This window comes from Bradyrhizobium sp. MV1.5 (assembly GCF_055807615.1).
On record NZ_JBVVPL010000003.1, the window covers coordinates 199,108 to 212,730 of the forward strand.

Consider the following 13,623-nt stretch of genomic DNA (forward strand, 5'->3'; position numbering starts at 1 on the left):
GGGCCCCTCTAAACCTCCCCCCCCCCGCCCCCCCCCAACCCTGTGCCGCCCTTTTTTCGCACCGCGGGCCCACCCGGCCCGCGCACGGGCCCGCCTTCATCACGGTCTCAATCCGATTGACGCCGGCCGTCAGCCGCCGCTGCCGCCGATCACGGCGCGAATGGTCTCGTCGGGCCCGAAATCCTCCGCGCCGTCGACATAGAGCAGCGCCGCGAGCTTGGAGCGCGCGCGGTTGACGCGGCTCTTGATCGTGCCGACTGCGCAGCCGCAGATCGAAGCCGCATCCTCATAGGAGAAGCCGGAGGCGCCGACGAGGATCAGCGCTTCACGCTGGTCCTGCGGAAGCTTGTCGAGCGCCGTGCGGAATTCCTCGAACTCGAGATGGGCGTTCTGCGAGGGCTGCGTCTTCAGCGTCTTGGCATAGTTGCCTTCGGCATCCTCGACTTCCCGCCGCCGCTTGCGATAATCGGAGCGGAACAGGTTGCGCAGGATCGTGAACAGCCATGCAGGCAGATTGGAGCCGGGCTGGAACGAGTCGATGTTGGCGAGCGCGCGCAACAGCGTCTCCTGGACCAAATCGTCGGCGCGATCGGCATTGCCGCTGAGCGAGATGGCGAACGCGCGCAGACTGGGCACGGCCGCCAGGATGTCGTTACGCAGGGAGTCCGTGAGAGGCATTAATCCCTCCCATTGTTGTCGTTAGAGCCGCCACCATTTTCCACTTGGGGTACCGCTCCCGGCGCATCAAGTTTCTTGATCAGTTCCGCGAACCGGTCCGGAACCCCCTGCCGCACCACGTCGTCGTACATGGCGCGCAGCTGGTGCCCGATCCGGGACTGGATCTCCGGAGTGAGCCCTCCCTTGCCGGGGGTCGTGCTTTTGCTGGCTTGAGACTTGAGATCTTTCATGACCTGTTCCACGTTTCCCCGAGTTAAGTAACTGTAAAATCGAGAAGTTCTCTCAACCGGGAGCCGTTCCCTGGATAGGCTCAATGCGAGCTGCGAGAAAAAGTTCCGCCCCGATGCGGAACTTTTCTCAGGCTGAGGCGTAATCAGCCCAGCAGGGGAACCCGGGCCCCCCGCCTAACGCCTGCACGTCAAGGTCGGCCCGAAAATGATATGGAGTGGGGATGTCCCGTTCACAGCTTGTTGCTGAACACTTGCCGTTATTGCGCCGGTACGCACGCGCCCTGACGGGCAGCCAGTCCTCCGGTGACGCCTATGTCGCAGCCATGTTGGAAGCCATGCTGGGAGATCCGTCGGTGCTCGACGAGAGCCACGGGCCGCGCGCCGGCCTGTTCCGGCTGTTCACCCAGATCTGGAATTCCGTTTCCGTCAACGACGATTCGGAGGTGACGAACCTGCCGATGCCGCCGGAGCGACGGCTGTCCAACATCACGCCGTTGCCGCGGCAAGCCTTCCTGCTGCTCTCGCTCGAGGGCTTTTCGGAGGAAGAGGTCGGCTACATTCTCGGCACCGACGTCGGCGAGACGCGCCGGCTTGCAGATGCCGCAGGGCGCGAGATGGCCGCCGAGATCGCCACCGACGTGCTGATCATCGAGGATGAGACCTTCATCGCCATGGATCTCGAGAGCTTGGTGAAGAACCTCGGCCACAATGTCGTCGGTGTCGCCCGCACCCACGCCGATGCGGTCGCCTTGGCCAAGAACAAGCGACCCGGCCTGATCCTCGCCGACATCCAGCTCGCCGACGGTTCGTCGGGCCTCGACGCCGTCAACGAGCTGCTCCGCACCTTCGAGGTGCCGGTGGTGTTCATCACCGCGTACCCGGAACGCTTCCTTACCGGCGAACGACCGGAGCCCGCCTTCCTGATCTCGAAACCGTTCCAGCCGGCGATGGTGTCGGCGGTGGCGAGCCAGGCGCTGTTCTTCCAGCGCAACTCCCGCAACCGCGCCCCGAAAGTACCGGCGGCGTAAGGAAGCGCCTGCGCCCGGCATTTGACGAAATCCGATCCGGCGTACCGCAAGGTGCGCCGGATTTTCGTTAATCCGGTTGCCACGCTTGACGGCCATCGAATTCGCCGCTCATACCTCGTGCGGCGGCCGTTGCGGCCGCAGCGCCAGGAGACGCGTTCATGGACCAGCAACTCCTCGACCGCCTCGCCATCCGCGACCTCGTCGAGAACTGGGCGGTGTGGCGCGATGCCGGCGACTGGCAGCGCTTTGCCACCGTCTGGCACGAAGAGGGCTGGATGTCCGCCACCTGGTTTCAGGGACCGGCGCGGGATTTCATGCGGGTCAGCCAGGAGGGGTTCGCCAAGGGCGTGCGTATCCTGCATTTCCTCGGCGGCTGCAGCATCGACCTCGAGGGGGCGCGCGCCATCGCCCAGACCAAGATGACCATCTCGCAGCGCGCGCCGGTGCACGACGTGCCCTGCGACGTCGTCTGCACCGGGCGCTTCTACGATTTCCTGGAGAAGCGGCAGGGAAAATGGGGCATCGTCCGCCGCCAGCCGATCTACGAGAAGGATCGGATCGACCCGGTCGACCCCGCCGCGACACTTCAGCTCGACCAGAAAGCCCTCGCCGCGCTGCCCGAAGGCTACCGCCACCTCGCCTACATGCAGGAGCTGATCGGCTACAAGGTCAAGCGCGACATGCCCGGCCTCACCGGGCCCGAGGTCGAAAAGCTCTATGGGGAGGGGCGGGAGTGGCTGGCGGGGAAAGCGAACTGAACTCCAGACAAAAGTAAGGCGCGACTGGCATCACCACAGTCGCGCCCTACGTCGCCGGCTTATGGGGCAGGGGGGAATAGCCGGCTGTTGAGACGACTCCCGTCCGCGAAAGTCGTTCCAGGCGGCTGCGAAATTTTTCGTGGGGCCATCCTTTTTCGCACACGGTTAAGTGATCTTAGCGACTGAGAACTCTGGGTCCTCTGCTCGCGTTGTTCCCGCGATCGCCATGGGGCGAGGGACCGACAGCCATGTCACAGTTTCAAAAGGTATTTTTAGGCGCCGTCGCGATCGCCGCGACGCTTGGCGCCGTCCAGGTCGGCGCCGTCCAGGTCGGCGCCGTCCAGGTCGGCGCCGTGCAGCTGGCCTCCGGCCATGATCTGGCCGACCGCTGGCAGGCGGTCGCGGACAAGCCGGGCCATAACGTCAATCGCTCCAGCAAAACCGACCGGCTGGCCGACATCAAGCAGGCTGAGGTTCCGACCCGTACCGTGTCGATGCGGCTGAACGATCTGGCCGACACGTCGGTGCTGCTGCGGGTCCCCGCGGTGATTGAGACCGGTAACGCCAAGCCGCCGGTGCTGCTCCCGGACCGGAAGCAGAGCCGCAAAAAGCCGACGATCGCCTGCGAGCCGATGGTCAGCTCCCTGACCGAGGTCGCAAAACTGCTCCAGCCCGGCCGCTGCGTGACCTGATCGGCATTTGCCACGGACAAACTCGCCCTCCGCCGGGAGGGCGATTGCTTGCGTCCACTTGATCCCCTGCCTCCTCGCGTTATATCCCGGGTTTCTTCCCCTTTCGATTGACCGGGTAAACGCATGACGACGTCAGACACGGCTGTGCATACGCAGCCCTTCCAGGCCGAGGTTTCCGAGCTTCTGCACCTGATGGTGCACTCCGTCTATTCCGAGACCGATATCTTCCTGCGCGAGCTCGTCTCCAACGCATCGGACGCCTGCGACAAGCTGCGCTATGAGGCCATCGCTACTCCCGCGCTGCTGGGCGACGGCGACGCGCTCAAGATCCGGATCATTCCGAACAAGACGGCCGGAACGCTTGCGATCTCCGACAATGGCATCGGCATGGAGCGGCAGGAGCTGATCGACCACCTCGGCACCATCGCTCGCTCCGGCACCAAGGCCTTCGTGTCGAAGCTCAAGGAAGCCAAGGATGGTCTCGGCCTGATCGGCCAATTCGGCGTCGGCTTCTATTCCGCCTTCATGGTCGCCGACAAGATCGTCGTGGTCAGCCGCCGCGCCGGCGAGAGCGACGTCTGGACCTGGACGTCCTCGGGTGGCTCGGGCTTCGAGATCGCGCGTGCCAGCGAGGAGGATGCGGGCCGCGTGCAGCGCGGCACCGAAATCGTCCTGCACCTCAAGGACGATGCGAAGAAATATCTCGAAGCTTACGAGATCGAGCGCATCGTCGGCGCTTATTCCGACAACATCCTCTTCCCCATCGAGCTCGTGCCGGAAGAGGGTGAACCGCGTCAGATCAATTCTGCGAGCGCGCTGTGGCAGCGCTCGAAATCCGAGCTCACGCCGGAAGACTACAAGAAGGCCTATCACCAGATCGCCTCCGCCTTCGACGATCCCGCGATGACGCTGCATTACCGCGCGGAGGGGCGTTACTCCTACGCCGTGCTGCTGTTCGCGCCCTCGACCAAGCCGTTCGACCTGTTCGAGCCGAACCGCAAGGGGCGCGTCAAGCTCTACGTCCGCCGCGTGTTCATCACCGACGATGCCGATCTGCTGCCGGGCTACCTCCGCTTCATCCGCGGCGTCGTCGACAGCGAGGATCTCCCGCTCAACATCTCCCGCGAGATGCTTCAGAACAATCCGCAGCTCGCGCAGATCCGCAAGGCCGTGGCGACCCGCGTGCTGTCCGAGCTCGAAAGCCTTGCGGAGAAGGATCCGGAGAACTTCGCGAAGATCTGGGAGGCCTTCGGCGCGGTGCTGAAGGAAGGCATCTACGAGGATTTCGAGCGCCGCGAAAAGCTGCTCGCGCTGTCGCGTTTCACCACGACCTCGGGCGAGAAGCGCTCGCTCAAGGACGTTATCGCCGATTTCAAGCCGAACCAGACCGAGATCTATTATCTCGTCGGCGACAGCATCGACCGGCTGAAGTCGAACCCCCGACTCGAGGCGGCGACTGCGCGCGGCATCGAAGTTCTGCTGCTGTCCGATCCCGTCGACGCCTTCTGGACCTCGATGCCCTCGGAGTTCGACGGCAAGCCGCTGAAGTCGCTGAGCCAGGGCGATCTCAATCTCGACCTGATCCCGCGCGTCGACGAGACCGACGAGGCGAAAGAGGACGAGCCGGCCGCCGACGAGGCCGCCACCATCGCGGTGATCAAGGCCGCGCTCGGCGAGCGCGTCAGCGACGTCAAGGCCTCGACGCGTCTTACCAGCTCCGCGTCCTGCCTCGTCGCCGACAGCCAGGGCCCGAGCCGCGAGCTCGAGCGCATCCTGTCTCAGCAGAACCGTGGCATGCGCACCAAGCCGATCCTAGAGATCAACCTGCGCCATGCGCTGGTGACGGCGATCACGAAGGCTCAGGCCGGCTCCAAGACCGTTGACGATCTCAGCCTGCTCCTGCTCGAACAGGCGCAGATCCTGGACGGCGAGCTGCCGGAAGACCCCGCCGCTTTTGCTGCGCGGCTGAACCGGCTGGTGTTGGATGGGCTCGGCGGATAGCAGCCCGTAAACGGCGAATCATCTCACATTGCGCTCCTTCCCCTTTGCGGGGGAGGAGGTTGTCAGAAACGAAATCTGTCGCGATGCTCGCGAACAGCGCCGAGCGGTTATGTGCGTCACGCGAGCCGCACCTCAACTTGCCGTCATCTGTCCTTAGGAACAGTCGCGTGCGCCGAGATGTTGTGTCATATCAAGCCGTCGGCATCGACTTCGCCGCAGTTACCGATTCGAGGATTTCTCCATGCGCCTGCCGTTCCTGACCCTCACTGCGATCTTCACGCTGCTGGGCGCAGCGGATGCCGGCGCGCAGCGGTACGATCCGGCCTATCCCGTATGCATGCACCGCTACACCGGCGGCGGTTTGGGGGGTGGGGGCGGTGACTACTTTGACTGCACCTTCACTTCGTTGCCGCAATGTCGTGCCACGGCATCGGGGCTTGCCGCGACCTGCGACCTCAATCCCTATTACGCCTTCAACGAACCGGTGCCGCCCCGCCGGCGTCACAAGAAGGTGCAACAGTAGCGGTAGGCGACTGCCGGTGCGGTTCTCATGGCCGAGCCTTGGCCCACCTTGCGGGCAGATGCCGCGCGCTATTCCTTCTTGATCCCAGACAGCTCTACCACTTTCCGCCAGCGCTCGGTTTCTGCGGTCAGCATGCCGCCGAAGGCGTTGGCGTTGCCGTGCAATGGGATCGCGCCGAGCCCGGCGATGCGGGACTTGATCTCCGCATCGGACAGCGCGGCGGCGATTTCGCGATTGAGCAGGTCGACGATCTCGCGCGACGTGTCGTGCGGAGCGCTGACACCGTAGAACGAACTCGTCTCGTAGCCGGTGAGCGTGTCCGCGATCGATGGCACGTCCGGCAGAATCTCCGAGCGCTCGCGCGTGGTGACGCCGAGCGCGCGCAGCTTGCCGGCGCGCACGAGCTCGAAGGATGAAGTGACGTTGTCGAACATGCCCTGGATCTGGCCGCTCATCACGTCGGTCAATCCGGGAGCCGAGCCGCGATAGGGCACGTGGGTGAACTGCACGCCGGAGAGATGCAGCGAGGTGCCGATGCCGGAAGAGGCGATCGACATCTTGCCGGGATTGGCCTCGGCGTAGGCGATGAAGTCGGCGACGTTGGTCACCGGCAGGTCGTTGTTGACGACCAGCACCAGCGGAATTCGCGCGAGGCCGGCGACCGGCGCGATGCCCTTGGCGAAATCATACGGCAGCGCCGGGTCGAACGAGGCGTTGATGGCGTTCGCGGTCGAGGTCACCGCGCACGCCGATCCCACCGGTTTGGTAAGGGATGACTAGAGTTAATCACCCACTAACCCGGTTTACCTTGTCTCTTAACTCCTGGGCAGGGCGTGCGAGTTAAGCTGCCGGGAACCAGCAGACACGTTCCGAAAGAATGAACGGCATGACAACCGGCGTCATCGAGCAACCGAAAGCTGCGCGTGCACCTTCGGCTTCGAAAATCTGGCTGAAGGCGATCGAGCTCACCGCACGGATCGAGACGTTGCCGGGCCGGCTGTTCGCCGACGTCGTCGATGATTGGGCGCAGCGCCAGCCCGATCGCATTGCGCTGGCCACCGATGACGCGAGCCTCGACTATGAGGGGCTCTCGAAACGCATCAATCGTTACGCGCGGTGGGCGCGCTCGGCCGGTGTGGCCAAGGGCGACACTGTCGCGCTGATCATGCCGAACGGCATCGACTATGTCGCAGCCTGGCTCGGCATCAGCCGGGTCGGCGGCGTGGTCGCGCTGATCAACACCAAGCTCGTCGGCCAGTCGCTCGCGCATTGCATCGGAGTAGCAAAGCCCGCTCACATCATTGTCGCGCACGAGCTCAAGGATGCGCTGGATGGCGCGTCGCCGCACCTGAAAACGGAAGCAAAGGTCTGGACCCATGCCGATGCCCGCAGCGAACGCGCGATCGATGTCGCGCTCGCCGCCCTCTGTGACGGGCCGCTTTCGCCGGACGAGCGTGGCGACGTCACCATCGACGACAGGGCCCTGCTGATCTACACGTCCGGGACGACCGGCCTTCCGAAGGCCGCCAGCATCAGCCACCGCCGCATCCTCAATTGGGGCTTTTGGTTCGCCGGCCTCACCAGCGCGACGCCGCAGGATCGGCTCTACGATTGCTTGCCGCTGTTCCACTCGGTCGGCGGCATCGTCGCACCATGCAGCATGCTCGCTGCCGGCGGCTCGGTGGTGATCGCGGAAAAATTCTCAGCCTCGAATTTCTGGCCCGACATCGTGCGCCACGACTGCACGTTGTTTCAGTATATCGGCGAGCTCTGCCGCTACCTGCTCAAGGCGCCGCCCTCGGAATACGAGAACCGGCATCGCCTGCGAATCGTCTGCGGCAACGGCCTTCGCGGTGACATCTGGGACGATTTTCAGGGGCGTTTCGCCATTCCGCGCATCCTCGAATTCTACGCGGCGACGGAAGGCAATTTCTCGCTGTTCAACGTCGAGGGCCAGCCCGGCGCGATCGGCCGCATTCCGCCGCTGCTCGCGCATCGTTTCCCTGCCGGTCTCGTCAAGCTCGACCCCGATAACGGCGCGCCGCTGCGCAATGCAGGGGGATTTTGTATCGCCTGCGCGCGTGGCGAGGCCGGCGAAGCCATAGGCCGCATCGGCACGGCGGATGAGGGCGGCGGTCGCTTCGAGGGCTACACCGAGGCGAGCGAGACCGAGAAGAAGATCCTGCGCGATGTCTTTGCCAAGGGCGATTCCTGGTTTCGCACCGGCGATCTGATGCGGCTCGACGAGAAGGGCTTCTTCCACTTCGTCGACCGCATCGGCGACACCTTTCGCTGGAAGGGCGAGAACGTCGCGACCTCGGAGGTCAACGACGCCGTGCGCGATTTCACCGGCGTGATCGATGCCACCACCTACGGCGTCAGCATCCCCGGCACCGATGGGCGCGCCGGCATGAGCGCGATCGTGGTGAACGAGGGCTTTGCCGTCGAGGCGCTGCCCGCCCATTTCGCACAGCGCCTGCCGGCCTATGCTCACCCCGTCTTCATACGCATCTCGCGCGAGCTCGATGCGACCGAGACCTTCAAGCAGAAAAAGGGCGGGCTCGCGCGCGAGGGATTTGATCCGGGCGCGGTCTCCGATCCGCTGTTCATGCTGGACCCGAACACCGGCGCCTATGTCGCGCTGGACGCGGAGACGTATGCGCAAATCAACGAGGGTACGATCAGGCTCTAGCCGCGCGAAAATTCGCCAGATAGGTCCAATTTTATCCGAATTGTCCAAGAAGCCATTTACTTCTGTCGGGTAAACGGGTGGCCAAGGGAGGCGGTCATCAAGAACCGCCGCAACACGAACGACAACAGAAGCGAGCCAGCCATGTCGGTACGGTCTAAGGTCATTGAAGCGATCCAGCAGATCGCCAAGGAGCAGCACGTCGCGCTTCCCGCGCTCTCGGACGATCTGTCCCTGCACGAGACGGGCTTCGACTCGCTCGCCTTCGCCATCCTGGTGGCGCGCCTCGAGGACGAGACCGGCGTCGACCCCTTCACCATCTCCGAGGACGCAGCGTTCCCCGCCACCGTGGGCGATTTCGTGCGGGCCTACGAAAATGTCCCCGCGTGAGATCTTTGCGCTTCGCGACCATCTCGGCGCGGAGCTGACGGGCCGCGCTCTGTCGGATGCGCACCATGTCGTGTCGCTGACCGATATCCTGTCGCAGACGGTCCTGGGTGGCCGCCTGGGCGAGCTGTCCGGGCGCGCGGTGCTGCTGAAAGTGTCCGACCAGCTCCGATCGGGCCTTGCCATGATCGAGCTCGACGGTGTTGCCCGCCGCATGCTGCTGTGTCCGCCCGATCTCAACCCCGCGCATCTCGACACGCTGATGGCGGATGCCGAGGTCGATGCCGTCATCACCGACGAGCCCGATTGCTGGGCAGAGACTGGCGTGCCGCTGGTCGTCACCGCACAACTGCCGCTTCAGGCCACCGCACCGGCCAGGACCGAACGCGCCACGGAATGGCTGATGCTGACTTCGGGCACGTCGGGCGTGCCGAAAATCGTCGGCCATACACTGGAAGCACTCACCGGCGCCATCGTCGCCGAAGGCCCGGCGCGCGGACCCGCGCCGGTATGGGCGACGTTCTACGACATCCGCCGCTATGGCGGCCTGCAGATATTCCTCCGCGCCGTCCTCTCCGGCGGTTCGATGGTGCTATCCGATCCGCATGAGGCGCTCGGCGATCACGTTACGCGGCTGAACGCGCGCGGCGTCTCCCACATCTCCGGCACGCCCTCGCACTGGCGCAAGCTGTTGATGAGCGGCTCGGTCGCGCAATTCGCGCCGCGTTACGTCCGCCTCTCCGGCGAGATCGCCGACCAGGCGGTGCTGGACGGCCTGAAAGCGGCGTTCCCGAATTCCTCCGTTGGTCATGCCTATGCATCGACCGAGGCCGGCGTCGGCTTTGCCGTCAATGACGGGCTGGAAGGCTTTCCGGCGGACTATCTCGGCAACCGCAACGGCGTCGAAATGAAGGTCGTCGACGGCTCGCTACGTATCCGCTCGACGCGCACGGCGCACGCCTATATCGGCCGCGACGCGGCTGCGCTCACCGATGCAGACGGGTATGTCGATAGCGGCGATATCGTCGAATTGCGTGGCGACCGCTACTATTTCGTCGGCCGCCGCGGCGGCATCATCAATATCGGTGGGCTGAAGGTTCACCCCGAAGAGATCGAGGCGGTGATCAACCGTCATCCCGACGTGCGGATGTCGCGGGCGAAGTCACGCAGGAGCCCGATCACCGGCGGCATCGTCGTCGCCGACGTGATCCTCGCCGACGGCACCGATCCGGCGCGCGCGAAAGAGATCCGCGACCAGATCCTGGATCAGTGCCGCGCGCAGCTCGCGTCCCACAAAGTGCCGGCGGTGATCCGCTTCGTCGAGGCGCTCGACGTCACCCCGGCCGGCAAACTGGCGCGCACCGATGCATAATGTTCTCGTCACGGGTGGTAGCCGCGGCATCGGCCTTGCGATCGGCCAGCGGCTTGTTGATGGCGGCTACAACGTGATCGCGGCGGCGCGGCGCGAGAGCGACGAGCTCAAGGCGGCGATTGCCGGGTCGGAGGGGCGCCTGCATTTCCGCGCCTGCGACCTCGCCGTGATCGATGCGATTCCCGCTTTCGCAAAACTCGTGCGCGATGAATTCGGCCCGATCTACGGCCTCGTCAACAATGCCGGCCTCGGCACCGAAGGCCTGCTGGCGACCATGCACAATTCCGAGATCGAGGCGCTGGTTCAGCTCAACGTGCTGTCGCCGATCATTCTCACCAAATATGTGGCGCGCCAGATGATGGCCGACGGCGCCGGCCGCATCATCAACATCTCCTCGATCATTGCGACGACCGGCTATAACGGCCTCTCCGTTTACGGTGCGACCAAAGCCGCCGCTACCGGCTTCACCCGTTCGCTCGCGCGCGAGGTCGGCAAGCTCGGGATCACCGTGAACGCGATCGCGCCCGGTTTCATCGACACCGAGCTGACGCACAACCTGTCCGACGACAGCCGCAAGCGCATCGCTGGCCGCAGCGCGCTGCGCCGCCTGCCGGAGACCGACGACGTCGCGCGGATGGTGGAATATTTGCTGGGAGAGGGCGGCCGCAATGTGACGGGTACCGTGTTTACGGTCGACGCGGGCAACACGGCGTAACCGGAACTCCGTCGCCACAATTGCATTGATCCGGCGCAATGACATCATCCGGATTTGGTCGTAAGATGCCGCGCAATCGGTTGGGTTTACGTCAATCGATCTGCCCTAATCGATAGGGAGCAGTCCATGACCGCTTCGAGCCTGGACAAGGCGTCGGCAAAGCCATCTTGCGCACAGCAAAGCGACGTTCACTGCCAGCCCGTTCACTGCGAGCCGATGTCTCACCAAAATTCCGGTGACCACGGTCACGAAATGTATCCGCAGAAATTCGTGCGTCTGGTCGGTTGCCACGACGTACCCTCATCCGCGCTGCGCAAGCGTCAGGACGAGAAGCTGCACTAGACATTCAGGTCTGGTGCTTCGGCAGGTCAATCCGTTCGTGTGAGAACTCCGGCGGGCCGTCGGTGAGGCGGCGGATCCGGCGCTCGCGTTCGTCTTCAGACAGGGCAGGATCGAGCAGTCCCTCGAGTTCATGCACCGCAAGCTTTTCGATCCTGGTGGCATCCGAAGCGAGCGGGTGCCCTGGCGGGAGTGCCGGGGGCGCGACCTTCAGGCCCAGCTCGACCAGCTGACGGATGGCATCCGAGCGCGACAGGTGATGGGTTTCGGCCCAACTATCGACGGCGGCGGTCAGGCTTTCCGGCATCTTCACCGCGCTGATCGGATCACGCCCAGTGCGCCGGCTTACCGGAGCGATGGGGTCCTTCCTGTCGGAGTCGGACACGTCGATCTTCCCTCGCTACCATGTCAGATCATCGAGACTAGACGCCATTTGCGCGCAGCTGTTTGATGCCGATCAATGACCTTCTGTGGGATTGCAGCGCGCCTTCATCTTGTTGTCCCGGTCCATTTCGGCCAATGGTTGCAAGGGCGCGGGGCGAACCCGAACCGATTCTTCTACGTATGTCTCTTTGGACGTGCGTCCCAACCATCCGGCATCATCCGATGACATCAGCGTTCTATAGCGGCATTCCGGTCTTTCGCGGCTTCACCAGCCTGATGGACCCCGCTTTGTATTCGCCGCTGCCCGACGACTGGAGCGTCGGCGTTGCCGACATCGTGGATTCGACCAAGGCTATCGCGGCGCAGCGCTACAAGGCTGTGAACATGGCCGGTGCCGCCGTGATCGCGGCCGTGACCAACGCATTGGAGGGACGCGAATTTCCCTTTGTGTTCGGCGGCGACGGCGCGAGTTTTGCGGTCGCGCCCAATGATCTCGAACTGGCCCGCGAGGCTTTGGCTGCGACCGCGACCTGGGTCCGGGAAGATCTCGACTTGCGGATGCGCGTCGCGCTGGTGCCGGTGAGCGCCATTCGCGCGCAGGGCTTCGACGTGCGCGTCGCGCGCTTCGGTCCGTCGGCCAATTTGTCCTACGCGATGTTTTCGGGCGGCGGGCTCGCCTGGGCGGACGCTGCGATGAAGCGCGGCGAGTTTGCGATACCCGAAGCGCCCGCGGGCACGCAGCCCGATCTCTCCGGCCTGTCCTGCCGCTTCGAGGTGATTCCGGCGGCGCGTGGCCTGATCCTGTCCGTGCTGGTGATGCCGGCCCAGGGCGCCGATCCCTCGGTATTCCGCAACGTGATCGAGGACATCATCCATCTCGTCGAGCGCAGTCCGGATGCCGGTCGGCCCGTGCCGCCACAAGGGCCGCCGCTGACATGGCCGCCACAGGGGCTGGAATATGAGGCGCGCACCAAGCGCGGAGGTCCGTTGCTCGCACGCCGCACCAGCGTGCTGGCCTACACGCTTTTCGTCTATCTGATCATGCGCTTCGATCTCAAGGTCGGCGGCTTCGTGCCGAAGCTCTATACACGGCAGGTCGTGGAGAACTCCGATTTCCGAAAATATGACGACGGCCTGCGCATGATCCTCGACTGTACGCCCGAGCTCGAACGCGCCCTCAGCGATCGCCTCGCGACTGCCGCGCGCGACGGCATCGTACGTTACGGCCTCTATCAGCAGGACGCTGCGATGATGACCTGCTTCACTCCGTCGGCGCTCCGCAGCGACCACGTCCATTTCATCGACGGGGCGCGGGGCGGCTACGCCTCGGCGGCGACGGCGCTGAAGGCGATGACGGCGTGAAGCGCTAGCGCCCCGCCCGCGTCCAGGTCTCGCCGCCGCAGAGCGCGCCGACGCAGCCTTCGACCCGCAGCGAATCCGCTGATGTCACCGTAACGCTGCTCGCATAGGTGCTGCCGTCGTCGGCATTGTAGATCTGGCCCGACCATTTGTTCGGCCCTGAAGGCTGCATGCCGCTGAACAATGGCAAGCCGATCATCGGGCGCCTGGCGAGGGCGGGATTGGGATTCTTGCTGTCGGAGGCGGGCTGGCCGGTCGCGGTGTCGTGGGGTTCACGCAGCCAGACGACATTGCCGCAGATGCCGCTGCCGCATTTGCTGATCTTGACGCGGGCATCGCCGGCCTGGGTCAGCCAGGTCCCGTCGGCGCTCTGCGCATGGGCGGCAGTCGCGCCGAGGAGCGCAGCCAGAAGGACAATGAGAGCAGCGAATCTGGAAGTCATGGAGAGAGCCCCGAAGTGGAGCGCCT

The 13,623-nt window shown here is 64.5% G+C and carries 17 protein-coding genes; 11 read left to right on the forward strand and 6 right to left on the reverse strand.

The features are described 5' to 3' along the window. Positions 1 to 129 precede the first annotated feature (129 nt). Together AC0L2J_RS04595 and AC0L2J_RS04600 are read right to left on the reverse strand one after the other, a co-directional pair. Positions 130 to 678 carry a sigma-70 family RNA polymerase sigma factor gene (locus tag AC0L2J_RS04595; RefSeq protein ID WP_007597240.1) on the reverse strand — a complete coding sequence of 183 codons (549 nt, stop codon included), beginning with the start codon at positions 676 to 678 and terminating at the stop codon, positions 130 to 132. Continuing rightward, complete coding sequence (locus AC0L2J_RS04600) at positions 678 to 908, reverse strand: NepR family anti-sigma factor (protein ID WP_007615241.1); 231 nt, start codon at positions 906 to 908, stop codon at positions 678 to 680. The genes AC0L2J_RS04595 and AC0L2J_RS04600 overlap by 1 nt, the downstream gene beginning before the upstream one ends. 221 nt (positions 909 to 1,129) lie before the next feature. Between AC0L2J_RS04600 and AC0L2J_RS04605 the strand changes: the two genes are divergently transcribed. Together AC0L2J_RS04605 and AC0L2J_RS04610 are read left to right on the forward strand one after the other, a co-directional pair. After that, on the forward strand, positions 1,130 to 1,936 hold the full coding sequence (locus AC0L2J_RS04605) for a response regulator (protein WP_007597237.1): 807 nt from the start codon (positions 1,130 to 1,132) through the stop codon (positions 1,934 to 1,936). Positions 1,937 to 2,094: 158 nt separating this feature from the next. After that, entirely contained in the window at positions 2,095 to 2,694 is a 600-nt protein-coding gene (locus AC0L2J_RS04610; protein ID WP_473387469.1) for a nuclear transport factor 2 family protein, read from the forward strand. A 272-nt stretch (positions 2,695 to 2,966) separates the two neighbouring features. Here the strand turns inward: AC0L2J_RS04610 and AC0L2J_RS04615 are convergent, their stop codons facing one another. Further along, on the reverse strand, positions 2,967 to 3,113 hold the full coding sequence (locus AC0L2J_RS04615) for a pentapeptide repeat-containing protein (protein ID WP_473387471.1): 147 nt from the start codon (positions 3,111 to 3,113) through the stop codon (positions 2,967 to 2,969). A 69-nt stretch (positions 3,114 to 3,182) separates the two neighbouring features. Between AC0L2J_RS04615 and AC0L2J_RS04620 the strand changes: the two genes are divergently transcribed. From AC0L2J_RS04620 to AC0L2J_RS04630, 3 genes are all read left to right on the forward strand, one after another. Next, complete coding sequence (locus AC0L2J_RS04620; protein ID WP_473387473.1) at positions 3,183 to 3,386, forward strand: hypothetical protein; 204 nt, start codon at positions 3,183 to 3,185, stop codon at positions 3,384 to 3,386. A gap of 123 nt (positions 3,387 to 3,509) precedes the next feature. Beyond that, entirely contained in the window at positions 3,510 to 5,387 is a 1,878-nt protein-coding gene (htpG, locus tag AC0L2J_RS04625; protein ID WP_473387474.1) for a molecular chaperone HtpG, read from the forward strand. Positions 5,388 to 5,628: 241 nt separating this feature from the next. Then, positions 5,629 to 5,910, forward strand: coding sequence for a DUF3551 domain-containing protein (locus tag AC0L2J_RS04630; protein ID WP_473387476.1), 282 nt, complete (start codon positions 5,629 to 5,631; stop codon positions 5,908 to 5,910). Between the two features lie 68 nt (positions 5,911 to 5,978). On the opposite strand, the gene AC0L2J_RS04635 is transcribed toward AC0L2J_RS04630, so the two are convergent. Continuing rightward, positions 5,979 to 6,668, reverse strand: a complete 690-nt coding sequence (locus AC0L2J_RS04635) for a Bug family tripartite tricarboxylate transporter substrate binding protein (protein ID WP_473387477.1) — start codon at positions 6,666 to 6,668, stop codon at positions 5,979 to 5,981. 119 nt (positions 6,669 to 6,787) lie between these two features. Between AC0L2J_RS04635 and AC0L2J_RS04640 the strand changes: the two genes are divergently transcribed. The 5 genes from AC0L2J_RS04640 (at position 6,788) to AC0L2J_RS04660 (ending at position 11,415) form a co-directional block, all read left to right on the forward strand. Continuing rightward, positions 6,788 to 8,602, forward strand: coding sequence for a long-chain-acyl-CoA synthetase (locus AC0L2J_RS04640; protein WP_473387479.1), 1,815 nt, complete (start codon positions 6,788 to 6,790; stop codon positions 8,600 to 8,602). Positions 8,603 to 8,743: 141 nt separating this feature from the next. Further along, positions 8,744 to 8,989: an acyl carrier protein gene (locus AC0L2J_RS04645; RefSeq protein WP_007597226.1), complete on the forward strand. Its 246-nt coding sequence runs from the start codon at positions 8,744 to 8,746 to the stop codon at positions 8,987 to 8,989. Beyond that, the gene (locus AC0L2J_RS04650; RefSeq protein ID WP_063994062.1) at positions 8,976 to 10,358 is read left to right on the forward strand and encodes a class I adenylate-forming enzyme family protein; all 1,383 of its coding nucleotides are present in this window, start codon (positions 8,976 to 8,978) and stop codon (positions 10,356 to 10,358) included. The genes AC0L2J_RS04645 and AC0L2J_RS04650 overlap by 14 nt, the downstream gene beginning before the upstream one ends. Continuing rightward, the gene (locus AC0L2J_RS04655) at positions 10,351 to 11,073 is read left to right on the forward strand and encodes an SDR family NAD(P)-dependent oxidoreductase (RefSeq protein ID WP_007615213.1); all 723 of its coding nucleotides are present in this window, start codon (positions 10,351 to 10,353) and stop codon (positions 11,071 to 11,073) included. Before AC0L2J_RS04650 ends, AC0L2J_RS04655 begins: the two co-directional genes overlap by 8 nt. A 126-nt stretch (positions 11,074 to 11,199) precedes the next feature. After that, positions 11,200 to 11,415: a hypothetical protein gene (locus AC0L2J_RS04660; RefSeq protein ID WP_007615211.1), complete on the forward strand. Its 216-nt coding sequence runs from the start codon at positions 11,200 to 11,202 to the stop codon at positions 11,413 to 11,415. A 4-nt stretch (positions 11,416 to 11,419) separates the two neighbouring features. Here the strand turns inward: AC0L2J_RS04660 and AC0L2J_RS04665 are convergent, their stop codons facing one another. Next, positions 11,420 to 11,797, reverse strand: coding sequence for a ribbon-helix-helix domain-containing protein (locus tag AC0L2J_RS04665; RefSeq protein WP_473387481.1), 378 nt, complete (start codon positions 11,795 to 11,797; stop codon positions 11,420 to 11,422). Positions 11,798 to 12,018: 221 nt separating this feature from the next. Here AC0L2J_RS04665 and AC0L2J_RS04670 point away from each other — a divergent pair, with 221 nt between their 5' ends. After that, positions 12,019 to 13,158: a DUF3095 domain-containing protein gene (locus AC0L2J_RS04670; RefSeq protein WP_473387483.1), complete on the forward strand. Its 1,140-nt coding sequence runs from the start codon at positions 12,019 to 12,021 to the stop codon at positions 13,156 to 13,158. A gap of 4 nt (positions 13,159 to 13,162) precedes the next feature. Here AC0L2J_RS04670 and AC0L2J_RS04675 read toward each other — a convergent pair whose 3' ends face one another. Continuing rightward, positions 13,163 to 13,597 carry a DUF2147 domain-containing protein gene (locus tag AC0L2J_RS04675; protein WP_088931444.1) on the reverse strand — a complete coding sequence of 145 codons (435 nt, stop codon included), beginning with the start codon at positions 13,595 to 13,597 and terminating at the stop codon, positions 13,163 to 13,165. Positions 13,598 to 13,623: the final 26 nt, after the last annotated feature.

Excerpts from the sequence above, each read along its gene's own strand:
- AC0L2J_RS04660 (WP_007615211.1), top strand. The coding sequence starts at position 11,200 with ATGACCGCTTCGAGCCTGGACAAGGCGTCGGCAAAGCCATCTTGCGCA.
- AC0L2J_RS04645 (WP_007597226.1), top strand. The coding sequence starts at position 8,744 with ATGTCGGTACGGTCTAAGGTCATTGAAGCGATCCAGCAGATCGCCAAG.
- AC0L2J_RS04640 (WP_473387479.1), top strand. The coding sequence starts at position 6,788 with ATGAACGGCATGACAACCGGCGTCATCGAGCAACCGAAAGCTGCGCGT.
- AC0L2J_RS04600 (WP_007615241.1), bottom strand. The coding sequence starts at position 908 with ATGAAAGATCTCAAGTCTCAAGCCAGCAAAAGCACGACCCCCGGCAAG.
- AC0L2J_RS04655 (WP_007615213.1), top strand. The coding sequence starts at position 10,351 with ATGCATAATGTTCTCGTCACGGGTGGTAGCCGCGGCATCGGCCTTGCG.
- AC0L2J_RS04630 (WP_473387476.1), top strand. The coding sequence starts at position 5,629 with ATGCGCCTGCCGTTCCTGACCCTCACTGCGATCTTCACGCTGCTGGGC.
- AC0L2J_RS04670 (WP_473387483.1), top strand. The coding sequence starts at position 12,019 with ATGACATCAGCGTTCTATAGCGGCATTCCGGTCTTTCGCGGCTTCACC.
- AC0L2J_RS04650 (WP_063994062.1), top strand. The coding sequence starts at position 8,976 with ATGTCCCCGCGTGAGATCTTTGCGCTTCGCGACCATCTCGGCGCGGAG.
- AC0L2J_RS04605 (WP_007597237.1), top strand. The coding sequence starts at position 1,130 with ATGTCCCGTTCACAGCTTGTTGCTGAACACTTGCCGTTATTGCGCCGG.
- AC0L2J_RS04610 (WP_473387469.1), top strand. The coding sequence starts at position 2,095 with ATGGACCAGCAACTCCTCGACCGCCTCGCCATCCGCGACCTCGTCGAG.
- htpG (WP_473387474.1), top strand. The coding sequence starts at position 3,510 with ATGACGACGTCAGACACGGCTGTGCATACGCAGCCCTTCCAGGCCGAG.
- AC0L2J_RS04615 (WP_473387471.1), bottom strand. The coding sequence starts at position 3,113 with ATGGCCCGGCTTGTCCGCGACCGCCTGCCAGCGGTCGGCCAGATCATG.
- AC0L2J_RS04675 (WP_088931444.1), bottom strand. The coding sequence starts at position 13,597 with ATGACTTCCAGATTCGCTGCTCTCATTGTCCTTCTGGCTGCGCTCCTC.
- AC0L2J_RS04595 (WP_007597240.1), bottom strand. The coding sequence starts at position 678 with ATGCCTCTCACGGACTCCCTGCGTAACGACATCCTGGCGGCCGTGCCC.